Genomic DNA, 15407 nt, shown 5'->3' with positions numbered 1-15407 from the left:
CCAAAGTTTAGAACTTTGGCAAAGTTTTTTATTGAGGAGCTGCTTAAGAAACCAACTCACTCTGATTTCTAAAAACCAATTTCCCATCAAAAGCATCAATCAAAACGATGCTGTCGGTAGTTATTTTTCCAGAGAGAATTTCTTTCGATAATTCATTGAGTACCTCTCTTTGAATCACACGTTTTACGGGTCTGGCACCAAATTGCGGATCGTATCCTTTCTCGGATAAATGCGCAATCGCTTCTGGTGTAGCGTCTAGAGTGATGCCTTGTAACGCCAACATTTTTTTCACGTTTTTCAGTTGTAAACCTACGATTTGAGCAATATTAGCATTGGTCAAAGGCGTAAACATTACAATCTCATCAATACGATTGATAAATTCGGGACGAACAGTTTGTCTCAACAAGCCCAAAACTTCTACTTTGGCCGCTTCGGTAGCGGCTTCGACACTTCCTTTCAGGTTCTCGAATTTCTCTTGTATAATCTGGCTTCCCATATTAGAAGTCATAATGATAATTGTGTTTTTGAAATCAGCCAAACGTCCTTTGTTGTCCGTTAAACGTCCTTCGTCCAAAACCTGCAACAAAATATTGAAGGTGTCGGGATGCGCTTTTTCAATCTCGTCCAGCAAAATCACGGAATAGGGTTTTCTACGCACGGCTTCGGTCAATTGTCCGCCTTCGTCATAACCCACATAGCCTGGAGGTGCACCCACCAAACGGCTCACACTGTGGCGTTCCTGGTATTCGCTCATATCGATTCGGGTCATGGCGTTTTCATCGTCGAATAAATATTCGGCTAAAGCTTTTGCTAATTCGGTTTTTCCAACTCCTGTTGTTCCCAAGAAAAGGAAAGTTCCCACCGGTTTTTTCATATCCTGCAAGCCCGCACGACTTCTTCGAACGGCATCGCTCACGGCTTCGATAGCTTCTTCCTGACCCACGACTCTGCGGTGCAATTCGTCTTCGAGTTTCAAGAGTTTTTCTCTTTCGCCCTGCAACATTTTCATCACTGGAATTCCAGTCCATTTGGCGACAACTTCCGCAATATCTTCGCGAGTAACTTCTTCTTTGATTAAAGAGCTTCCACCAGATTGATTTTCGATTAATTGTTTCTGAAAAATATCCAATCGTTCTTGGGCTTCTTTGATTTTTCCGTAACGGATTTCGGCTACTTTTCCGTAATCGCCATTGCGTTCCGCACGTTCGGCTTCGGTTTTGAAGTCTTCGATTTCGGTTTTTACCGCCTGAATATTATCTACGACATCTTTCTCGGATTTCCATTTGGCGAAAATTTCGTTTCTATCTTCTTTGAGGTTTGCCAAATCCATGCCCAAAGCTTTCAGTTTGCTTTCGTCTTTCTCGCGTTTAATGGCGGCAATTTCGATTTCCAATTGCATGATTTTTCGATCCAAAACATCCAGTTCTTCGGGTTTGGAATTGATTTCCATTCGGATTTTAGAAGCCGCTTCGTCCATTAAATCAATGGCTTTGTCTGGTAAAAAACGATTGGTGATATAACGCTGTGATAATTCGACAGCCGCAATAATTGCCTCGTCTTTGATTTGTACTTTATGATGGGTTTCGTATTTTTCTTTGATACCTCGAAGGATCGAAATGGCACTTTCGGTATCGGGTTCTTCAATGATAATTTTCTGGAAACGACGCTCCAATGCTTTATCTTTTTCGAAATATTTTTGGTATTCGTCCAAAGTCGTTGCCCCAATAGCACGCAGTTCGCCACGAGCCAAAGCGGGTTTCAGGATATTGGCAGCATCCATCGCACCTTCGCCGCCGCCAGCACCAACCAGCGTGTGGATTTCGTCAATAAACAGCACAATATCTCCTTCGGCTGCCGTCACTTCTTTCACGACTGATTTCAGACGCTCTTCGAATTCTCCTTTGTATTTGGCTCCAGCAATCAATGCTCCCATATCGAGTGAAAAAACAATTTTATCTTTCAGGTTTTCAGGAACGTCGCCATCTACAATTCGATGAGCCAACCCTTCGGCTATGGCAGTTTTACCCACTCCAGGCTCTCCGACAAGCATTGGGTTGTTTTTGGTTCTTCGGGTTAAGATTTGCAACACTCTACGAATTTCTTCATCACGACCAATAACAGGATCGAGTTTTCCAGTTCGAGCTAGTTCGTTGAGATTTTTGGCGTATTTGTTCAAGGAATTATAAGTTTCCTCTGCAGAAGCAGAAGTTACTCTTTCGCCTTTTCGCAATTCTTCAATAGCGGCTTTTAATCCTTTTCCAGTAACGCCTTGGTCTTTCAGTATTTGAGCTGCTTTGGTTTTAGAATCGAATATTGCCAGTATCAAATGTTCGATGGAAACGAATTCATCGTTCATTTTTTTAGCAATGATTTCCGCTTCGTTCAGTGTTGTATTTGCGGTTCTAGAAAGCATAATTTCGCCTCCTGAAACTTTTGGAAAGCTTTGAATCGTACTGTCTAAAATTTGTTCGAACAACGGAACATTTACATTTAGTTTTTTTAAAATAAATGGTGCTACATTTTCATCGACTTCAAAAATAGCCTTGAAAATGTGTTCGTTTTCTATTTGCTGTTGTCCAAAACTTTGAGCCAATTGCTGTGAAAGCTGAATGGCTTCCTGTGATTTGATTGTAAATTTATTGATGTTCATTTGTTTTGTAGATTGGGTTAAAAGAATTAGTTAACTTTGCAGAAGTTCGAACAAATTATATTCCATATCAAATGTACAGACAAAAAGGCATTTAAAGTATGATATTTATCATTTTAAAATGTCAAAAAGTCATAAATCAAGTCAAAATGAGTCTATTTTCAAATATTTTCGGTAATTCCGATAATCCAAAAGAATCGAATAGCAAAGTCAATTGGATTCCGCTAAATTTCATCGGACAATTAGATGAATTAGTAGCTTTTTCGGAACAAAAACCAGCTATAATTTTCAAACACAGTACTCGTTGTAGTATTAGTCGATTTGCTTTAAAGCAATTTGAAAAGGATTTTGATTTAGAAGATAGGGTAGATGCCTATTTTCTAGATTTATTAGAGCATAGAGACATTTCGAATGAAATTGCAAGTCGTTTTGGGGTGTATCATCAATCGCCACAATTGTTGTTGATTAAAGAAGGAAAATCAGTTTATGATGTTTCGCATGATGCTATTGATGCTGGGGAATTAAAAGGGAAGTTGTAGTTAAATTTTGGCATTAAAATTAAAACCGCAGATTCGCAGATTAAAAGTATAATCTGCGAATCTGCGGTTTATTTTTTTGGTTTTTAAACTTAAAACCTTAAAAAGCCAATTTCATTTTTTCCTTAATCTCTTCCAAACAAAGGTTGTTGATACTTCCTTCGTGAGTGTGTTGAGTTGCTTTTGGCGATTGGTAATTTCCAGCTTCAATTTGTAAAGCCACTTCTTTGTAAGCATCTCTAAAAGGAATTCCAGCCGAAACCATTTCGTTCAGCGTATCTACGGTAAACAAATAATCGTATTTTTTATCTTCTAAAATATTTTCTTTTACCTTGATATCTGGAATGGAGAAAATAGCTATATCTAAACAAGCTTTTAGGTTTTGAATCGCAGGAAAAACACCTTCCTTCAAAAGCTGTAAATCTCTGTGATAGCCGCTGGGTAAGTTATTTGTAATTAAAGTTAATTCATAAGGTAGGGCTTGAATTTTGTTGCATTTTCCACGAATTAATTCAAATACATCAGGGTTTTTTTTATGAGGCATAATGCTAGAACCTGTCGTTAGATTTGCTGGTAAACCAATAAAATCAAAATTCTGACTCATATACAAACACACATCATAAGCAAATTTAGAAAGTGTACCTGCTACGCTTGCCATTGCAAAAGCAACGGTTTTCTCTGATTTTCCACGGCTCATTTGTGCTGCAACCGAGTTGTATTTCAATGTGCTAAAACCCATTTCTTCAGTAGTAAAATTTCTATCAATAGGGAAGGAGCTACCATATCCTGCCGCTGAACCTAATGGATTTTGATCAACTACTTTTAAAGCTGCATTAAGCATACTCATATCGTCTATCAAACTTTCGGCATAAGCAGAAAACCACATTCCAAAGGAACTTGGCATAGCAATTTGCAAATGAGTATAACCTGGCAATAAAACGTTTTGGTGCTTTTCTGCAGAAGTCATTAACAAATCAAAAAGTGATTTTACTTGTTGTTTTAGCTGTAGGACTTCTTCTTTTAAGTATAAATTCATATCAACCAAAACCTGGTCATTACGGGAACGGGCAGTATGAATTTTTTTACCAGCTTCGCCTACTTTTTGAGTCAATAAATATTCTACTTTTGAATGTACATCTTCAAATGAATCTTCAATTGTAAAGTTTCCAGCCGTGATATCGTCTTGAATTTCGGCTAAAGCACCAAGTAAATCTTCGCATTCCTGATTGGTGATCAATCCAATTTTAGCAAGCATTTTTGCCTGTGCGATGTTTCCTGTAACGTCGTGTTTTGCTAAAATTAAATCTAATTCTCTATCGTTGCCAACAGTGAAAAAATCGATTTGTTTATCTGTTGGTATTCCTTTTTCCCAAAGTTTCATATTTTTATTTTTTGTTTCGCAAAGATGCTCAGAGATTTTCTCAAAGATTCGCAAAGTTTCTATTCTATTTTCCAAGGTGGATTAATTCGATTACTTCCAGCATAATATAAAATCAGTTGATTTTCATCTAAATCTTTTAATCTGCTTTCTCTCCATAACCACGGTTTGTCGTTGGGTAATTCTTCAAATTCAAATCCCTGACTTATTAATTGATTTACTTTTTGATCCAAATCCTCTACTTCAAAATATATCCATATTCCCGAATTTTTGGGTTTTGTTTCTACTTTATGAAGTGACAAAGTAGTTCCACCATCCGTACATTCAAATCTAGCATAATTTGGCAATGCCTCTACAATCAACTTTAATCCTAATTTTTTATAAAATCGAATAGATGTCTCTACATTAAAAACGGGAATTGTTATTTGATTTAAATTCATTTTGATTAAATAGACATTTTATTGAAATAGCTTAATTTTTAAAAAAATCCGTCAATATTTTGATATACAATTGAATTCCTTCTTCTATTTCGTTTACATATATAAATTCGTCTGCTGAATGCGACCGCAAACTTTCTCCCGGTCCTAGTTTCAAAGATTTGCAATACAAAACGGATTGATCAGAAAGGGTTGGCGAACCATAAGTTGTTCTTCCTAATGCAATTCCTGCTTGAACTAATCCGTGAGAAATAGGAATAGATGAGGCATTTAAGTGCATCGAGCGTGGTGTAACTTCGGCATTTATGTTTGCTCTTACGGTTTCTAAAATTTCGGTATTGTTGTAGCAATCATTCACCCGAATATCCACAACCAAATGACATTCAGCAGGAACTACATTATGCTGTTTTCCTGCGGTAACTTGAGTTACAGTCATTTTTACAGGACCTAAAACTTCTGATATTTTTTCGAATTGATAGGTTTTGAACCATTCAATTACAGGCATTGCATTATAAATTGGATTGTCTGGATTGTTGTGGGCGGCGTGACTTGCTGTACCTTTTACAACAACATCCAATACTAATAATCCTTTTTCGGCTACTGCCAATTGCATCAAAGTAGGCTCGCCAACGATAGCGCATTCCAATTCTGGCAAATGTTTTAAAACGCTGTTCAACCCTTTTTTTCCGCTGCTTTCTTCTTCTGCTGAAGCCACAATTACAATATTGTAAGGCAGATTTTCAACGGTATAAAAATGAGTAAAGGTTGCGATTAATGAAACCAAACATCCTCCAGCATCATTACTTCCAAGTCCAAATAATTTTCCATCTTTTACAATTGCTTCGAATGGATTGTTAGTATAACCCTGATTTGGTCTTACAGTATCGTGGTGTGAATTCAGTAAAAGAGTTGGTTTGGATTTATCAAAATTTTTGTTGTATGCCCAAATATTATTGTTTTCTCTTTCGAAAGGAATGTTGTTTTGTGTAAACCAATTTTCGATTAAAATCGCTGTTTTATCTTCTTCACTCGAAAAGGAAGGAGTTTCGATTAACGATTTTAATAATGCAATGGCTTCTTGTATAAGATTTTCTATGTTTTTCATAATTTATTTTAGCCACGAATTCACAAATTTTATTAAAATTAAATATAAAAATTTGTGCAAATCTGTGAAATTTGTGTTTAAATTTTTACAATTCTATGCTCGTACAAATTGCCTTCGAATCTTTCAACATTCGATGATGTCCAATTTTTATTTTTTGGACTCCTTTGGATAAACTATTAAAACAGTTGTCCAATTTCGGAATCATTCCAGAATGGATAGCACCTTCTTCTTTTAGTTTTGTGTATAGAGCTGAATTGATGTTTTGGATAACTGAATTTTCATCTTCAACATCCGTTAAAACTCCCGCTTTTTCGAAGCAGTAATTCAAGGTTACTTCAAAAACTTCCGATGCAGCAATGGCTAATTCACTAGCGATTGTATCTGCATTGGTATTCAATAATTGTCCGTTTTTATCGTGCGTGATGGCACAGAAAACAGGGACAATTCTGCTATTAATTAAAGTTTGTAACAATGGTGTGTTTACTTTTTGAACATCGCCTACAAAACCGTAATTGATTGCAGGATGGTTTCTTTTGGTGGATTGAATTAAATTTCCATCAGCACCCGAAAATCCCATTGCATTGGTGTTGTTGGCTTGCAATTGTGCCACGATATTTTTGTTGATTTCACCCGCATAAATCATCACTACTACATTTAGCATTGGTTGATCGGTAATTCTTCGTCCGTCAATCATTTGAGGAGTTAACCCAATACTTTGTGCCATTTTGGTAGCTGATTTTCCGCCACCGTGAACGAGAATTTTGTTTCCTTCAATCTTGGAAAAATCTGCCAAGAATTGAGATAATTCTGTTGGATTATCGATGATGTTTCCACCAATTTTTATGATAGATAAAGGCTGCTTATTTGACATTTTCCAATATTTTTTGCAATACTAATTGGGCTGAATAGGTTCTATTATTGGCTTGTTCGATAACCACTGAATTTTCGCTGTCAATTACTTCGTCTGTAACAATTACATTTCTACGAACGGGCAAACAGTGCATAAATTTTGCATTATTCGTTAGTTTCATTTTAGCAGCAGTAACTGTCCAATTAGGGTCAGAATTTGTAATCTGACCATATTCTTTATAATTACTCCAGTTTTTGGCATAAATAAAATCGGCATTTTCAAAAGCTTTATCCTGATCGTATTCGATTTTAGAATCTTTGGTGATTTCAGGATTCAATTCGTATCCTTTTGGATGTGTGATTACAAAATCCATGTTTTCCTGTTTTTGCATCATTTCAACAAAAGAATTCGGAACTGCCTGTGGCAAAGCTCTAGGATGTGGCGCCCAAGTCAACACTACTTTTGGTCTGTGTGGTGTTTTGTGTTCGGCCATAGTAATTGCATCGGCAAGAGATTGCATCGGGTGTCCTGTAGCACTTTCCATGTTTACAACAGGTACAGAAGCATATTTCAAGAAACCAGAAATAACCGTTTCGGCATTGTCTTTTTCCTTATCCACCAATCCTGCAAAGGCTCTGATTGCAATAATATCGCAGTATTGGGAAACAACAGCTGCCGCTTCTTTGATGTGTTCTGACGAACCTTGATTCATCACAGCACCGTCTTCAAATTCTAACGTCCATCCTTCGCTATTGAAATTCATTACAATTACGTTCATTCCCAAATTCATAGCCGCTTTTTGGGTACTCAAACGGGTTCTCAAACTAGAATTAAAGAATAGCATTCCTAGCGTTTTGTTTTTGCCCAGTTTCTTGTTTTTGAGCGGATTTTTTTTGATTTTTAACGCTTGTTTCACCCAGTTTTCTAGTGAATCTATGTTTTGTATGGATATAAAGTTCATTGTTATATGATTTTCGTATATGATATTTCTTTGTTTAATGCCTTCAAAATAAAATTATCTTTTAAACCATTGATAATCCAAGTTTCGATATTGGCTTCTTTGGCTATGGCTACTGCTTCTATTTTGGATTGCATTCCTCCAGTTCCGTGGGAAGATTTAGAATCTCCAATTTCTTTTTCTAAATCTTTCAAATCTTTCACAGACAAAATGGTTTCTGGAGTTCCTTTATCCATCGATTCTTTGGTATAAAAACCATCGGTATTGGTTGCAATTATCAAAATGTCAACATTTAATAAAACGGCTGTTAAGGCGGCTAATTTATCATTATCTCCAAACTTAATTTCGTCCGTTGCAACTGTGTCATTTTCATTGATGATTGGAATATAATGGTTTTTGACCAATACATTTATGGTGTTGACGATATTGTCTCTAGTTTGTTTTTTTTCAAAATCAGAATACGAAAGCAAACATTGTGAAGTAAACAAACCTAAATCACTGAAATTTTCATTGTAAATTCGCATCAAATGAGGTTGTCCAATCGAAGCCAAAGCTTGTTTGACAAAAACATCTTTGTCGTGATTGTCAAGTTTTACAAATTGCTTTGCTGCCGCAATAGCACCAGAACTTACAATTATAAATTCGTAATCGTCTTTAAGGGCGGCAATTTGCATTCCAATATCCTCAATCTTTCCTCTCGAAATGTGATTGGTTTCTTTGGTTAGCGTGTTGCTTCCTAACTTTAATAATATTCTTTTTTTTGCCATTATTTTAACCACAAAGGGATCTTTTTAACCACAAAGCACACAAAGAAAAAGCAAAGTGCACAAAGTTTTTTACTCATTTACTTTATCAAAACAAAGTTCACAAAGTAGTATTTATATTTTTTATAGTTTGCTTTTTAAATCAGCAATCAAAAATCTTAAATCATTTTTGTTCTCCACTGCGCTCGAACTGACAACTGATTACTGAACACTGCTACCTAACTTGTCCTTCGCCGTAAATATACCATTTATTCGTAACAAGGTGTTCCAAACCAATAGGTCCTCGTTGGTGCAATTTATCAGTGCTGATAGCTAATTCTCCTCCTAAACCAAATTGTCCTCCATCAGTAAAACGAGTAGAAGCATTTTGATACACAGCAGCCGAATCAATGCTATCCATAAATTCTTGAGCAGTAGCATCATTTTGTGTAATTATGGAAGCCGAGTGACCGCCACAATATTTATTGATTTTGGCAATCGCTTCTTCATCAGAATTTACAACTCCAATAACAATTTTGTAATTCAAAAATTCTTCGTACCAGATTTCATCATTTTGAATTGAAGGTATTTGTGTTGCATTTGCGAAAGCAGTATCGCCTAAAACTTCCACATTGTATTTTTGTAATTCAGTAACCAATTGCTTGGCAAAACTTTCCCAATTAGGCAATTTTGTATCAATTAATACTTTATCCAAAGCATTACAAACACCTATGTTAGTGGTTTTTCCGTTGATTATAATGTCTAATGCTTTTTTCAAATCGGCTTCTTGATTTACATACACAAAGTTATTACCACGACCACTTACGATCACGGGGCAAGTGGCGTGTTTTTTGGTAAAAGCAATCAACTGTTCACCCCCACGAGGCACGATTAAATCGACTCTTTGTGTTGGATTTTCCAGGAAAGCTTGGGTTTCGGCACGGTTGTAATTCAAATATTCCACCCAGTCTTTAGCAATATTGTTTTCTTCTAGGGCTTGGTGCCAAAGCGAAACAATTTTCAAATTCGACAACAATGACTCTTTTCCGCCTTTAAGCAAGATTTTGTTTCCAGATTTGAATGCAATTCCACCAGCTTCAACCGTTACGTCAGGTCTAGATTCATAAATAATCATTATTGTCCCAAAAGCAGCCGTTTTGTTGATAACTTTCATTCCGTTATCGTGAACAAAATGGGATCTTTCCACGCCAACAGGATCATTCTGGTTTGCCAATTGCTGCATCGACAAAATCATTGCATCGACTTTGGCATCGTCTACCAACAAGCGTTTTTCCATAGCCAAATCATCTCCAGAATAATTGCTCATATCCTGTTGATTAATACTTTTAAGATTGGCTCTTTCTTGTTCCAAAAGTTCCGCCATTCGGCATAAAACAGCATTTCTTTTTTCTATGGATAATAATGTGTTCATTTTTCTTTTACTATTTTAATAAAAAATATTATTCCTAATATAATCAATACAAAACCTAATAAAAAGCAAATAGTATTAATGGGATGTCCTATTTTGATTGTGTAACCTATACTCATTAAAAACCAACCAATTATTGTTACTCCAATCGCGGATAATAATCTATGATTTTTATTCATTTTGCTTTTATTTTAAAAAAATGCTCCGCAAAGTCTATGACTTTGAGGATGTGTTTGAAGGTTTTAAACCTTAGTTTTGTATGCGGTCAGAGACCGATTCTCACTTCCGCAAAGTCAGAGACTTTGCGGAGCGAAATCATTATTTCAATTCTGCCAAACTTTCTTTCAGTGCCACAATAAATGTATCAATAGCAGCAGTTGTAATCGTCAACGGAGGAAGAATTCTCAACAAGTTTTTATTGTTGGCTCCGCCCGTGAAAATATGTTTCTCGATAATCATTTTCTTTCTCAAGGCACTCACGTCAAAATTAAATTCTACGCCGAGCATCAATCCTCTTCCTTTTACTTTGATGATTTCAGGAATTACTTTAATCGCTTCAAAAAAGTATTCTGATACTTTATTGGTGTTTTCGATTAGGTTTTTAGCTTCCATAACATCTAAAACAGCAATACCTGCAGCACAAGCCAAATGACTTCCGCCAAAAGTAGTTCCCAATAATCCATAACTCGCTTTGAATTTGGGTGAAATCAAAACGCCGCCAATCGGGAAACCGTTCCCCATTCCTTTGGCTGTGGTTACAATATCAGGATTAATTCCGTGGTGTTGATGTGCAAAAAACTTCCCGCTTCTTCCGTATCCAGATTGTACTTCGTCTAAAATTAAAACCACTTCATTGGCATTACAAACTTTTTCCAAAGCTTGAAAAAATTCAGTTGTTCCTTGGTCTAAACCACCAACTCCTTGAATAGGTTCGATGATTACAGCGCAAACATCTCCTTTTTTCAATTCGGCTTCAACCAAATCAATTTGATTTAGAGGCAAAAACGTAACTACTTGTTGTGCGTTTAATGGTGCTACAATCTTTTTATTATCAGTAACTGCAACAGCCGCCGAAGTTCTTCCGTGAAACGAATTGTCAAAAGCAATTACTCTTGATTTATTCGTGTGGAAAGAAGCTACTTTCAGGGCATTTTCATTGGCTTCAGCTCCAGAACTGCAAAGGAATAAGCTAAAATCAGTCAAGCCGGAAGCTTTTCCTAATTTTTCCGCCAATTCCACTTGCAATGGATTTTGGATGGCATTCGAGTAAAAACTCAAATTATCCAATTGTTCTTTCACTTTGGCTGTATAATCAGGCTGTGTATGTCCGATAGAAATTACTCCATGACCAGAGTATAAATCTAAATATTCTGTTCCTTTATCGTCGTAAATAGTGCAGTCTACTGCTTTTACAGGCGTGATAGGATATAATGGGTAAACGTCAAATAAGTTCATTTTGTTTCTTGTTTAATTGGTTATTTGCTTATTCGGTTAATCGATTAAACGATTCACCGATTAAACTTTTTTAGAATCCGCTTGGTTTCAGGTGCAACCCTATAGTTTCTTCAAGTCCAAACATTAAATTCATGTTCTGAATCGCTTGTCCTGAAGCTCCTTTTACTAAATTATCGATCACCGAAGTGATCAAAATCCGGTTTCCTTTTTTCATTAAACTGATGATACATTTGTTCGTTTGTACTACTTGTTTCATATTGATGTTGGTAGTAGTAACGGTTACAAAAGGTTGGTCTTTGTAAAAAGCTTCGTATTTAGCAACCAAATCTTCTAAACTATCTTCCGATTTTGTATACAAGGTTGCAAAAATTCCTCTTGGAAAATCACCTCTGTTGGGAATAAAAATCAATTCGTTAGTATAATCTTCTTGTAATTGGTGTAAACTTTCGCCAATTTCTCCTAAATGTTGGTGTTCGAAAGCTTTATAGTGCGAAAAATTATTGTTTCTCCAGCTGAAATGCGAGGTTTCAGAAAGGCTTACTCCGGCACCTGTACTTCCTGTTGTAGCGTTTATATGAACGTCATCATTCAATAATCCATTTGAAGCCAAAGGAAGTAATGCCAATTGAATCGCTGTTGCAAAACAACCTGGATTGGCAATATATTGTGCGTTTTGAATATCGGTTTTGTTTAATTCAGGTAATCCATAGACAAAAGATTTTTCATAGTGATTTTTATCTTTGTTTAAACGGAAATCATTTCCTAAATCGATAATTTTAGTATTAATTGAAATATAATTATTATCCAAAAAAGATTTCGATTTTCCGTGTCCTAAACACAAGAAAAGTACATCCACATTCGGATTTATGGTATCGGTAAAGTTCATTTCGATATCACCCATCAAATCGTGATGCGCAATAGAAAGTGGTTTTCCTGCATTAGTCGTGCTGTAAACAAAATCCAATTTTGCGTTGGGGTGAAACATCAAGATTCTGATGAGTTCACCAGCCGTGTAACCTGAACCGCCAATTATTCCAATAGTAATCATAATTATTTTAGATTTATTTGTTAAAATAAAATCAAACCGTTTTTATTTATTAATCTGTAGCAATACGAAATTCTGCTGTTACAAACTTTATGTAATATGTCTTTATTTGATTAGGGCTTAATAATTGGGTATCATGAGGAGACTCAACATCATAATTTTCGGTATATGAAGAATTTGCCGAAATTTCGATATAGGGAGGAACTCTTTTAATGGGAGTCAATATTAATCCATTATAATTCAAAGTTACCGCAGTAGTGCCTTTTACTCCAATTTTGTTAGGGTTAGTGTATTTTATATTATATCTTAACCTAGATGAATTGTTACCAGTATCTGCTGTAAATTCAAAAAATAAAACTTCGTAAGTAATACTTTTTGAATTTTCTTTTTCAGGTTCAGAATTATTATCATCAGAGCATCCAAAAAAGAGTAGAAGCAAAGGAAGTAAAAGAAACACTTTTGTTTTCATAACATTAAATTAAAATTCTCAAAGAATCACAATAATTTACTCGTAAGTTTCATTATTTACAGACGAAAATATGTTTTGGGCATTACCCAATATTTTGATAAATCCTTTGGCATCGTCTGATGTCCAGGCGTTATTCATTTCTCCGTATTGTCCAAAACCGGTGTTCATCAAATCATTTTTAGATTCGATTCCGTCTAATGAAAAGTGGTATGGTTTCAAAGAAACGGTCACAGTTCCATTTACAGTTTTTTGGGTGTCTTCCAGGAAAGTTTCGATGTTTCTCATTACAGGATCCAAAAACTGACCTTCGTGAAATAACATTCCGTACCAGTTTCCTAGTTGTTCTTTCCAGTATTGTTGCCACTTTCCAAGAGTGTGTTTCTCTAACAAATGGTGTGCTTTGATGATGATTAATGGTGCAGCAGCTTCGAATCCAACTCTTCCTTTGATTCCGATAATAGTATCTCCAACGTGAATATCTCTACCAATAGCATAAGCATTAGCCAGTTTTTCAAGAACAACAATGTTATTTGAAGGTTTGTCTTTTTTACCATTTACAGCAACTAACTCCCCTTTTAAGAATTCTAAAGTTACTTTCTCTTCACCTTCTTTTGTCAATTGTGATGGGTAAGCTTCACTTGGTAATGGCTGTCCTGAAGTCAAGGTTTCTTTTCCTCCAACACTGGTTCCCCAAAGTCCTTTGTTGATAGAATATTGTGCTTTTTCCCAAGAATAGTGCACTCCGTTTTTAGCCAAATAATCCACTTCTTCCTGTCTTGATAATTTTAAGTCACGGATAGGAGTGATGATTTCGATTTCGGGAGCGATGGTTTGGAAAATCAAATCAAAACGAATTTGGTCGTTTCCTGCACCAGTACTTCCGTGAGCGATGGCAGTTGCACCAACCGATTTAGCATATTTGATTGCTTCGATAGCTTGAAAAACACGTTCAGCACTTACTGACAAAGGGTAAGTATTATTTTTTAATACATTTCCGAAAATCAAATATTTGATTGCTTTGTCGTAATATTTATCAAGTATAGTCAAATTTGCGTGTTGTGCACTTCCTAATTCGTATGCCCTGTCTTCGATAGCTTGTAATTCGGCATCGTCAAAACCGCCTGTGTTAATTAGTACGGTATGAACTTCAAAGCCTTTTTCGTTTTTTAAATATTTTAGACAGTATGATGTGTCTAATCCTCCGCTATATGCTAAAACTACTTTTTTATTTGCCATTTTATATTGTTTTTGTGGAGTTTATAAAACTCCGATTTCATTTTATTACTTAAATACTGTTTATTTTTTCTTTTTTTTCCAAGAAAAGTGCTGCTTTAATTTCTTTTAAACGATTCCAAATTCGGACATTAAATGGATGTTTTGGTGGATCTTTTGGTTTCTCGGCTGGATCATAAAGCATTCCGGTACACAAACACATTTTATTATCTTTGCTTTTCAGAATCTCGTAATTGGTACAGGTTTGACAGCCTTTCCAAAAACTAGGATCGTTTGTTAATTCGGAAAACGGAACTGGTTTGTAGCCCAAATCGGAATTGATTTTCATTACAGCCAAACCTGTTGTGATTCCAAAAACCTTGGCACCTTTGTATTTTTCCAAAGAATAATTGAAAACAAAAGTTTTTATCTTTTTTGCCAAGCCTAAATTTCTAAAATCAGGATGCACGATTAATCCAGAGTGGGCTACATACTGACCGTGTTGCCAACTTTCGATATAGCAGAAACCTGCAAAAACGCTATTTTTGTCTAATGCAATAACAGCATCACCAGCTTTCATTTTTTTATGAATGTATTCTGGTGTTCTTTTTGCAATTCCAGTACCTCTTAATAAAGCAGAAGTTTCTATGGTATCGCAAATTTCTTCGGCGTACTTATAATGTTCTTCTTGCGCTATAACTATAGATATTTTCATTTCAAGAGTTAAAGTTGTGGTTTAAAAATAAATTTGTTAGTGCTGAAATAGTGTTTGTATTCCAAATTCTTATTGAAATTAGAGCAATAGCCAATCATTCCTATAAATAGGGCGTAGGATAAACCAAAAAAAATAATGATTTCAGGATGAAAGAATCCGATTGATACAATTAATAATTTCAAAATGATAGATATGAAAAATGAATAAATAGAACAAATACACATTTGGCGCTATAATTATAGCATCCGTACTTCGGGCGAAGCGGTTGGTTTGTTTATCCGTGATACAGGAATAGTATGTACACTTACTTTTTTCATTGGTGCAAAATTACAATTTATTTATTAAAACACAGATTTTTTTTTGCAACAAATTCAAAATTAATTGTTTGATTCCGTAAAATGAATTGCATTTATATAATATATTGATTT

15 protein-coding genes are annotated in these 15407 nt (G+C 35.5%); 1 reads left to right on the top strand and 14 read right to left on the bottom strand.

The genetic code is table 11. The features are described 5' to 3' along the window. Positions 1 to 43: 43 nt before the first annotated feature. The gene (gene clpB / locus OZP15_RS09190) at positions 44 to 2650 is read right to left on the bottom strand and encodes an ATP-dependent chaperone ClpB (RefSeq protein ID WP_269225165.1); all 2607 of its coding nucleotides are present in this window, start codon (positions 2648 to 2650) and stop codon (positions 44 to 46) included. A gap of 146 nt (positions 2651 to 2796) precedes the next feature. On the opposite strand from clpB, the gene ytxJ reads away from it, so the two are divergent. Continuing rightward, positions 2797 to 3186: a bacillithiol system redox-active protein YtxJ gene (ytxJ, locus tag OZP15_RS09185; RefSeq protein ID WP_269225164.1), complete on the top strand. Its 390-nt coding sequence runs from the start codon at positions 2797 to 2799 to the stop codon at positions 3184 to 3186. A 97-nt stretch (positions 3187 to 3283) separates the two neighbouring features. Here ytxJ and argH read toward each other — a convergent pair whose 3' ends face one another. The 13 genes from argH to OZP15_RS09120 all read right to left on the bottom strand — a co-directional run bounded on the left by argH (position 3284) and on the right by OZP15_RS09120 (position 14979). After that, entirely contained in the window at positions 3284 to 4564 is a 1281-nt protein-coding gene (argH, locus tag OZP15_RS09180; RefSeq protein ID WP_281335927.1) for an argininosuccinate lyase, read from the bottom strand. Between the two features lie 59 nt (positions 4565 to 4623). Continuing rightward, on the bottom strand, positions 4624 to 5001 hold the full coding sequence (locus OZP15_RS09175) for a VOC family protein (protein WP_269225163.1): 378 nt from the start codon (positions 4999 to 5001) through the stop codon (positions 4624 to 4626). Between the two features lie 31 nt (positions 5002 to 5032). Further along, positions 5033 to 6103 (bottom strand): M20 family metallo-hydrolase, encoded by a 1071-nt coding sequence (locus tag OZP15_RS09170; protein ID WP_281335926.1) that lies wholly within the window; start codon positions 6101 to 6103, stop codon positions 5033 to 5035. Between the two features lie 85 nt (positions 6104 to 6188). Then, positions 6189 to 6974 carry an acetylglutamate kinase gene (gene argB / locus OZP15_RS09165; protein WP_281335925.1) on the bottom strand — a complete coding sequence of 262 codons (786 nt, stop codon included), beginning with the start codon at positions 6972 to 6974 and terminating at the stop codon, positions 6189 to 6191. Then, entirely contained in the window at positions 6964 to 7914 is a 951-nt protein-coding gene (locus tag OZP15_RS09160; RefSeq protein WP_281335924.1) for an N-acetylornithine carbamoyltransferase, read from the bottom strand. The genes argB and OZP15_RS09160 overlap by 11 nt, the downstream gene beginning before the upstream one ends. A 2-nt stretch (positions 7915 to 7916) precedes the next feature. Next, positions 7917 to 8678 carry a glutamate 5-kinase gene (proB, locus tag OZP15_RS09155; protein ID WP_281335923.1) on the bottom strand — a complete coding sequence of 254 codons (762 nt, stop codon included), beginning with the start codon at positions 8676 to 8678 and terminating at the stop codon, positions 7917 to 7919. Positions 8679 to 8889: 211 nt separating this feature from the next. Beyond that, positions 8890 to 10086 (bottom strand): glutamate-5-semialdehyde dehydrogenase, encoded by a 1197-nt coding sequence (locus OZP15_RS09150; protein WP_269225162.1) that lies wholly within the window; start codon positions 10084 to 10086, stop codon positions 8890 to 8892. Then, the gene (locus OZP15_RS09145; protein WP_281335922.1) at positions 10083 to 10262 is read right to left on the bottom strand and encodes a hypothetical protein; all 180 of its coding nucleotides are present in this window, start codon (positions 10260 to 10262) and stop codon (positions 10083 to 10085) included. Before OZP15_RS09145 ends, OZP15_RS09150 begins: the two co-directional genes overlap by 4 nt. Positions 10263 to 10401: 139 nt before the next feature. Continuing rightward, the gene (locus tag OZP15_RS09140) at positions 10402 to 11538 is read right to left on the bottom strand and encodes an aspartate aminotransferase family protein (protein WP_269225161.1); all 1137 of its coding nucleotides are present in this window, start codon (positions 11536 to 11538) and stop codon (positions 10402 to 10404) included. Between the two features lie 70 nt (positions 11539 to 11608). Further along, entirely contained in the window at positions 11609 to 12586 is a 978-nt protein-coding gene (gene argC, locus OZP15_RS09135; protein WP_281335921.1) for an N-acetyl-gamma-glutamyl-phosphate reductase, read from the bottom strand. A gap of 49 nt (positions 12587 to 12635) precedes the next feature. Next, the gene (locus OZP15_RS09130; protein WP_269225160.1) at positions 12636 to 13052 is read right to left on the bottom strand and encodes a hypothetical protein; all 417 of its coding nucleotides are present in this window, start codon (positions 13050 to 13052) and stop codon (positions 12636 to 12638) included. 36 nt (positions 13053 to 13088) lie between these two features. Further along, on the bottom strand, positions 13089 to 14288 hold the full coding sequence (locus tag OZP15_RS09125) for an argininosuccinate synthase (protein WP_281335920.1): 1200 nt from the start codon (positions 14286 to 14288) through the stop codon (positions 13089 to 13091). Positions 14289 to 14337: 49 nt separating this feature from the next. Beyond that, a complete protein-coding gene (locus OZP15_RS09120; RefSeq protein ID WP_281335919.1) occupies positions 14338 to 14979 on the bottom strand; it encodes a GNAT family N-acetyltransferase in 642 nt (213 codons plus the stop codon). Between the last annotated feature and the right edge of the window lie 428 nt (positions 14980 to 15407).

This window comes from Flavobacterium eburneipallidum (assembly GCF_027111355.2).
GTDB lineage: Bacteria > Bacteroidota > Bacteroidia > Flavobacteriales > Flavobacteriaceae > Flavobacterium > Flavobacterium eburneipallidum.
This window is presented reverse-complemented; position numbering and strand designations above follow the sequence as displayed.

Bases quoted from the DNA above. Each gene is read 5' to 3' on its own strand.
- clpB (WP_269225165.1), bottom strand. From the start codon at position 2,650: ATGAACATCAATAAATTTACAATCAAATCACAGGAAGCCATTCAGCTT.
- ytxJ (WP_269225164.1), top strand. From the start codon at position 2,797: ATGAGTCTATTTTCAAATATTTTCGGTAATTCCGATAATCCAAAAGAA.
- argH (WP_281335927.1), bottom strand. From the start codon at position 4,564: ATGAAACTTTGGGAAAAAGGAATACCAACAGATAAACAAATCGATTTT.
- OZP15_RS09175 (WP_269225163.1), bottom strand. From the start codon at position 5,001: ATGAATTTAAATCAAATAACAATTCCCGTTTTTAATGTAGAGACATCT.
- OZP15_RS09170 (WP_281335926.1), bottom strand. From the start codon at position 6,103: ATGAAAAACATAGAAAATCTTATACAAGAAGCCATTGCATTATTAAAA.
- argB (WP_281335925.1), bottom strand. From the start codon at position 6,974: ATGTCAAATAAGCAGCCTTTATCTATCATAAAAATTGGTGGAAACATC.
- OZP15_RS09160 (WP_281335924.1), bottom strand. From the start codon at position 7,914: ATGAACTTTATATCCATACAAAACATAGATTCACTAGAAAACTGGGTG.
- proB (WP_281335923.1), bottom strand. From the start codon at position 8,678: ATGGCAAAAAAAAGAATATTATTAAAGTTAGGAAGCAACACGCTAACC.
- OZP15_RS09150 (WP_269225162.1), bottom strand. From the start codon at position 10,086: ATGAACACATTATTATCCATAGAAAAAAGAAATGCTGTTTTATGCCGA.
- OZP15_RS09145 (WP_281335922.1), bottom strand. From the start codon at position 10,262: ATGAATAAAAATCATAGATTATTATCCGCGATTGGAGTAACAATAATT.
- OZP15_RS09140 (WP_269225161.1), bottom strand. From the start codon at position 11,538: ATGAACTTATTTGACGTTTACCCATTATATCCTATCACGCCTGTAAAA.
- argC (WP_281335921.1), bottom strand. From the start codon at position 12,586: ATGATTACTATTGGAATAATTGGCGGTTCAGGTTACACGGCTGGTGAA.
- OZP15_RS09130 (WP_269225160.1), bottom strand. From the start codon at position 13,052: ATGAAAACAAAAGTGTTTCTTTTACTTCCTTTGCTTCTACTCTTTTTT.
- OZP15_RS09125 (WP_281335920.1), bottom strand. From the start codon at position 14,288: ATGGCAAATAAAAAAGTAGTTTTAGCATATAGCGGAGGATTAGACACA.
- OZP15_RS09120 (WP_281335919.1), bottom strand. From the start codon at position 14,979: ATGAAAATATCTATAGTTATAGCGCAAGAAGAACATTATAAGTACGCC.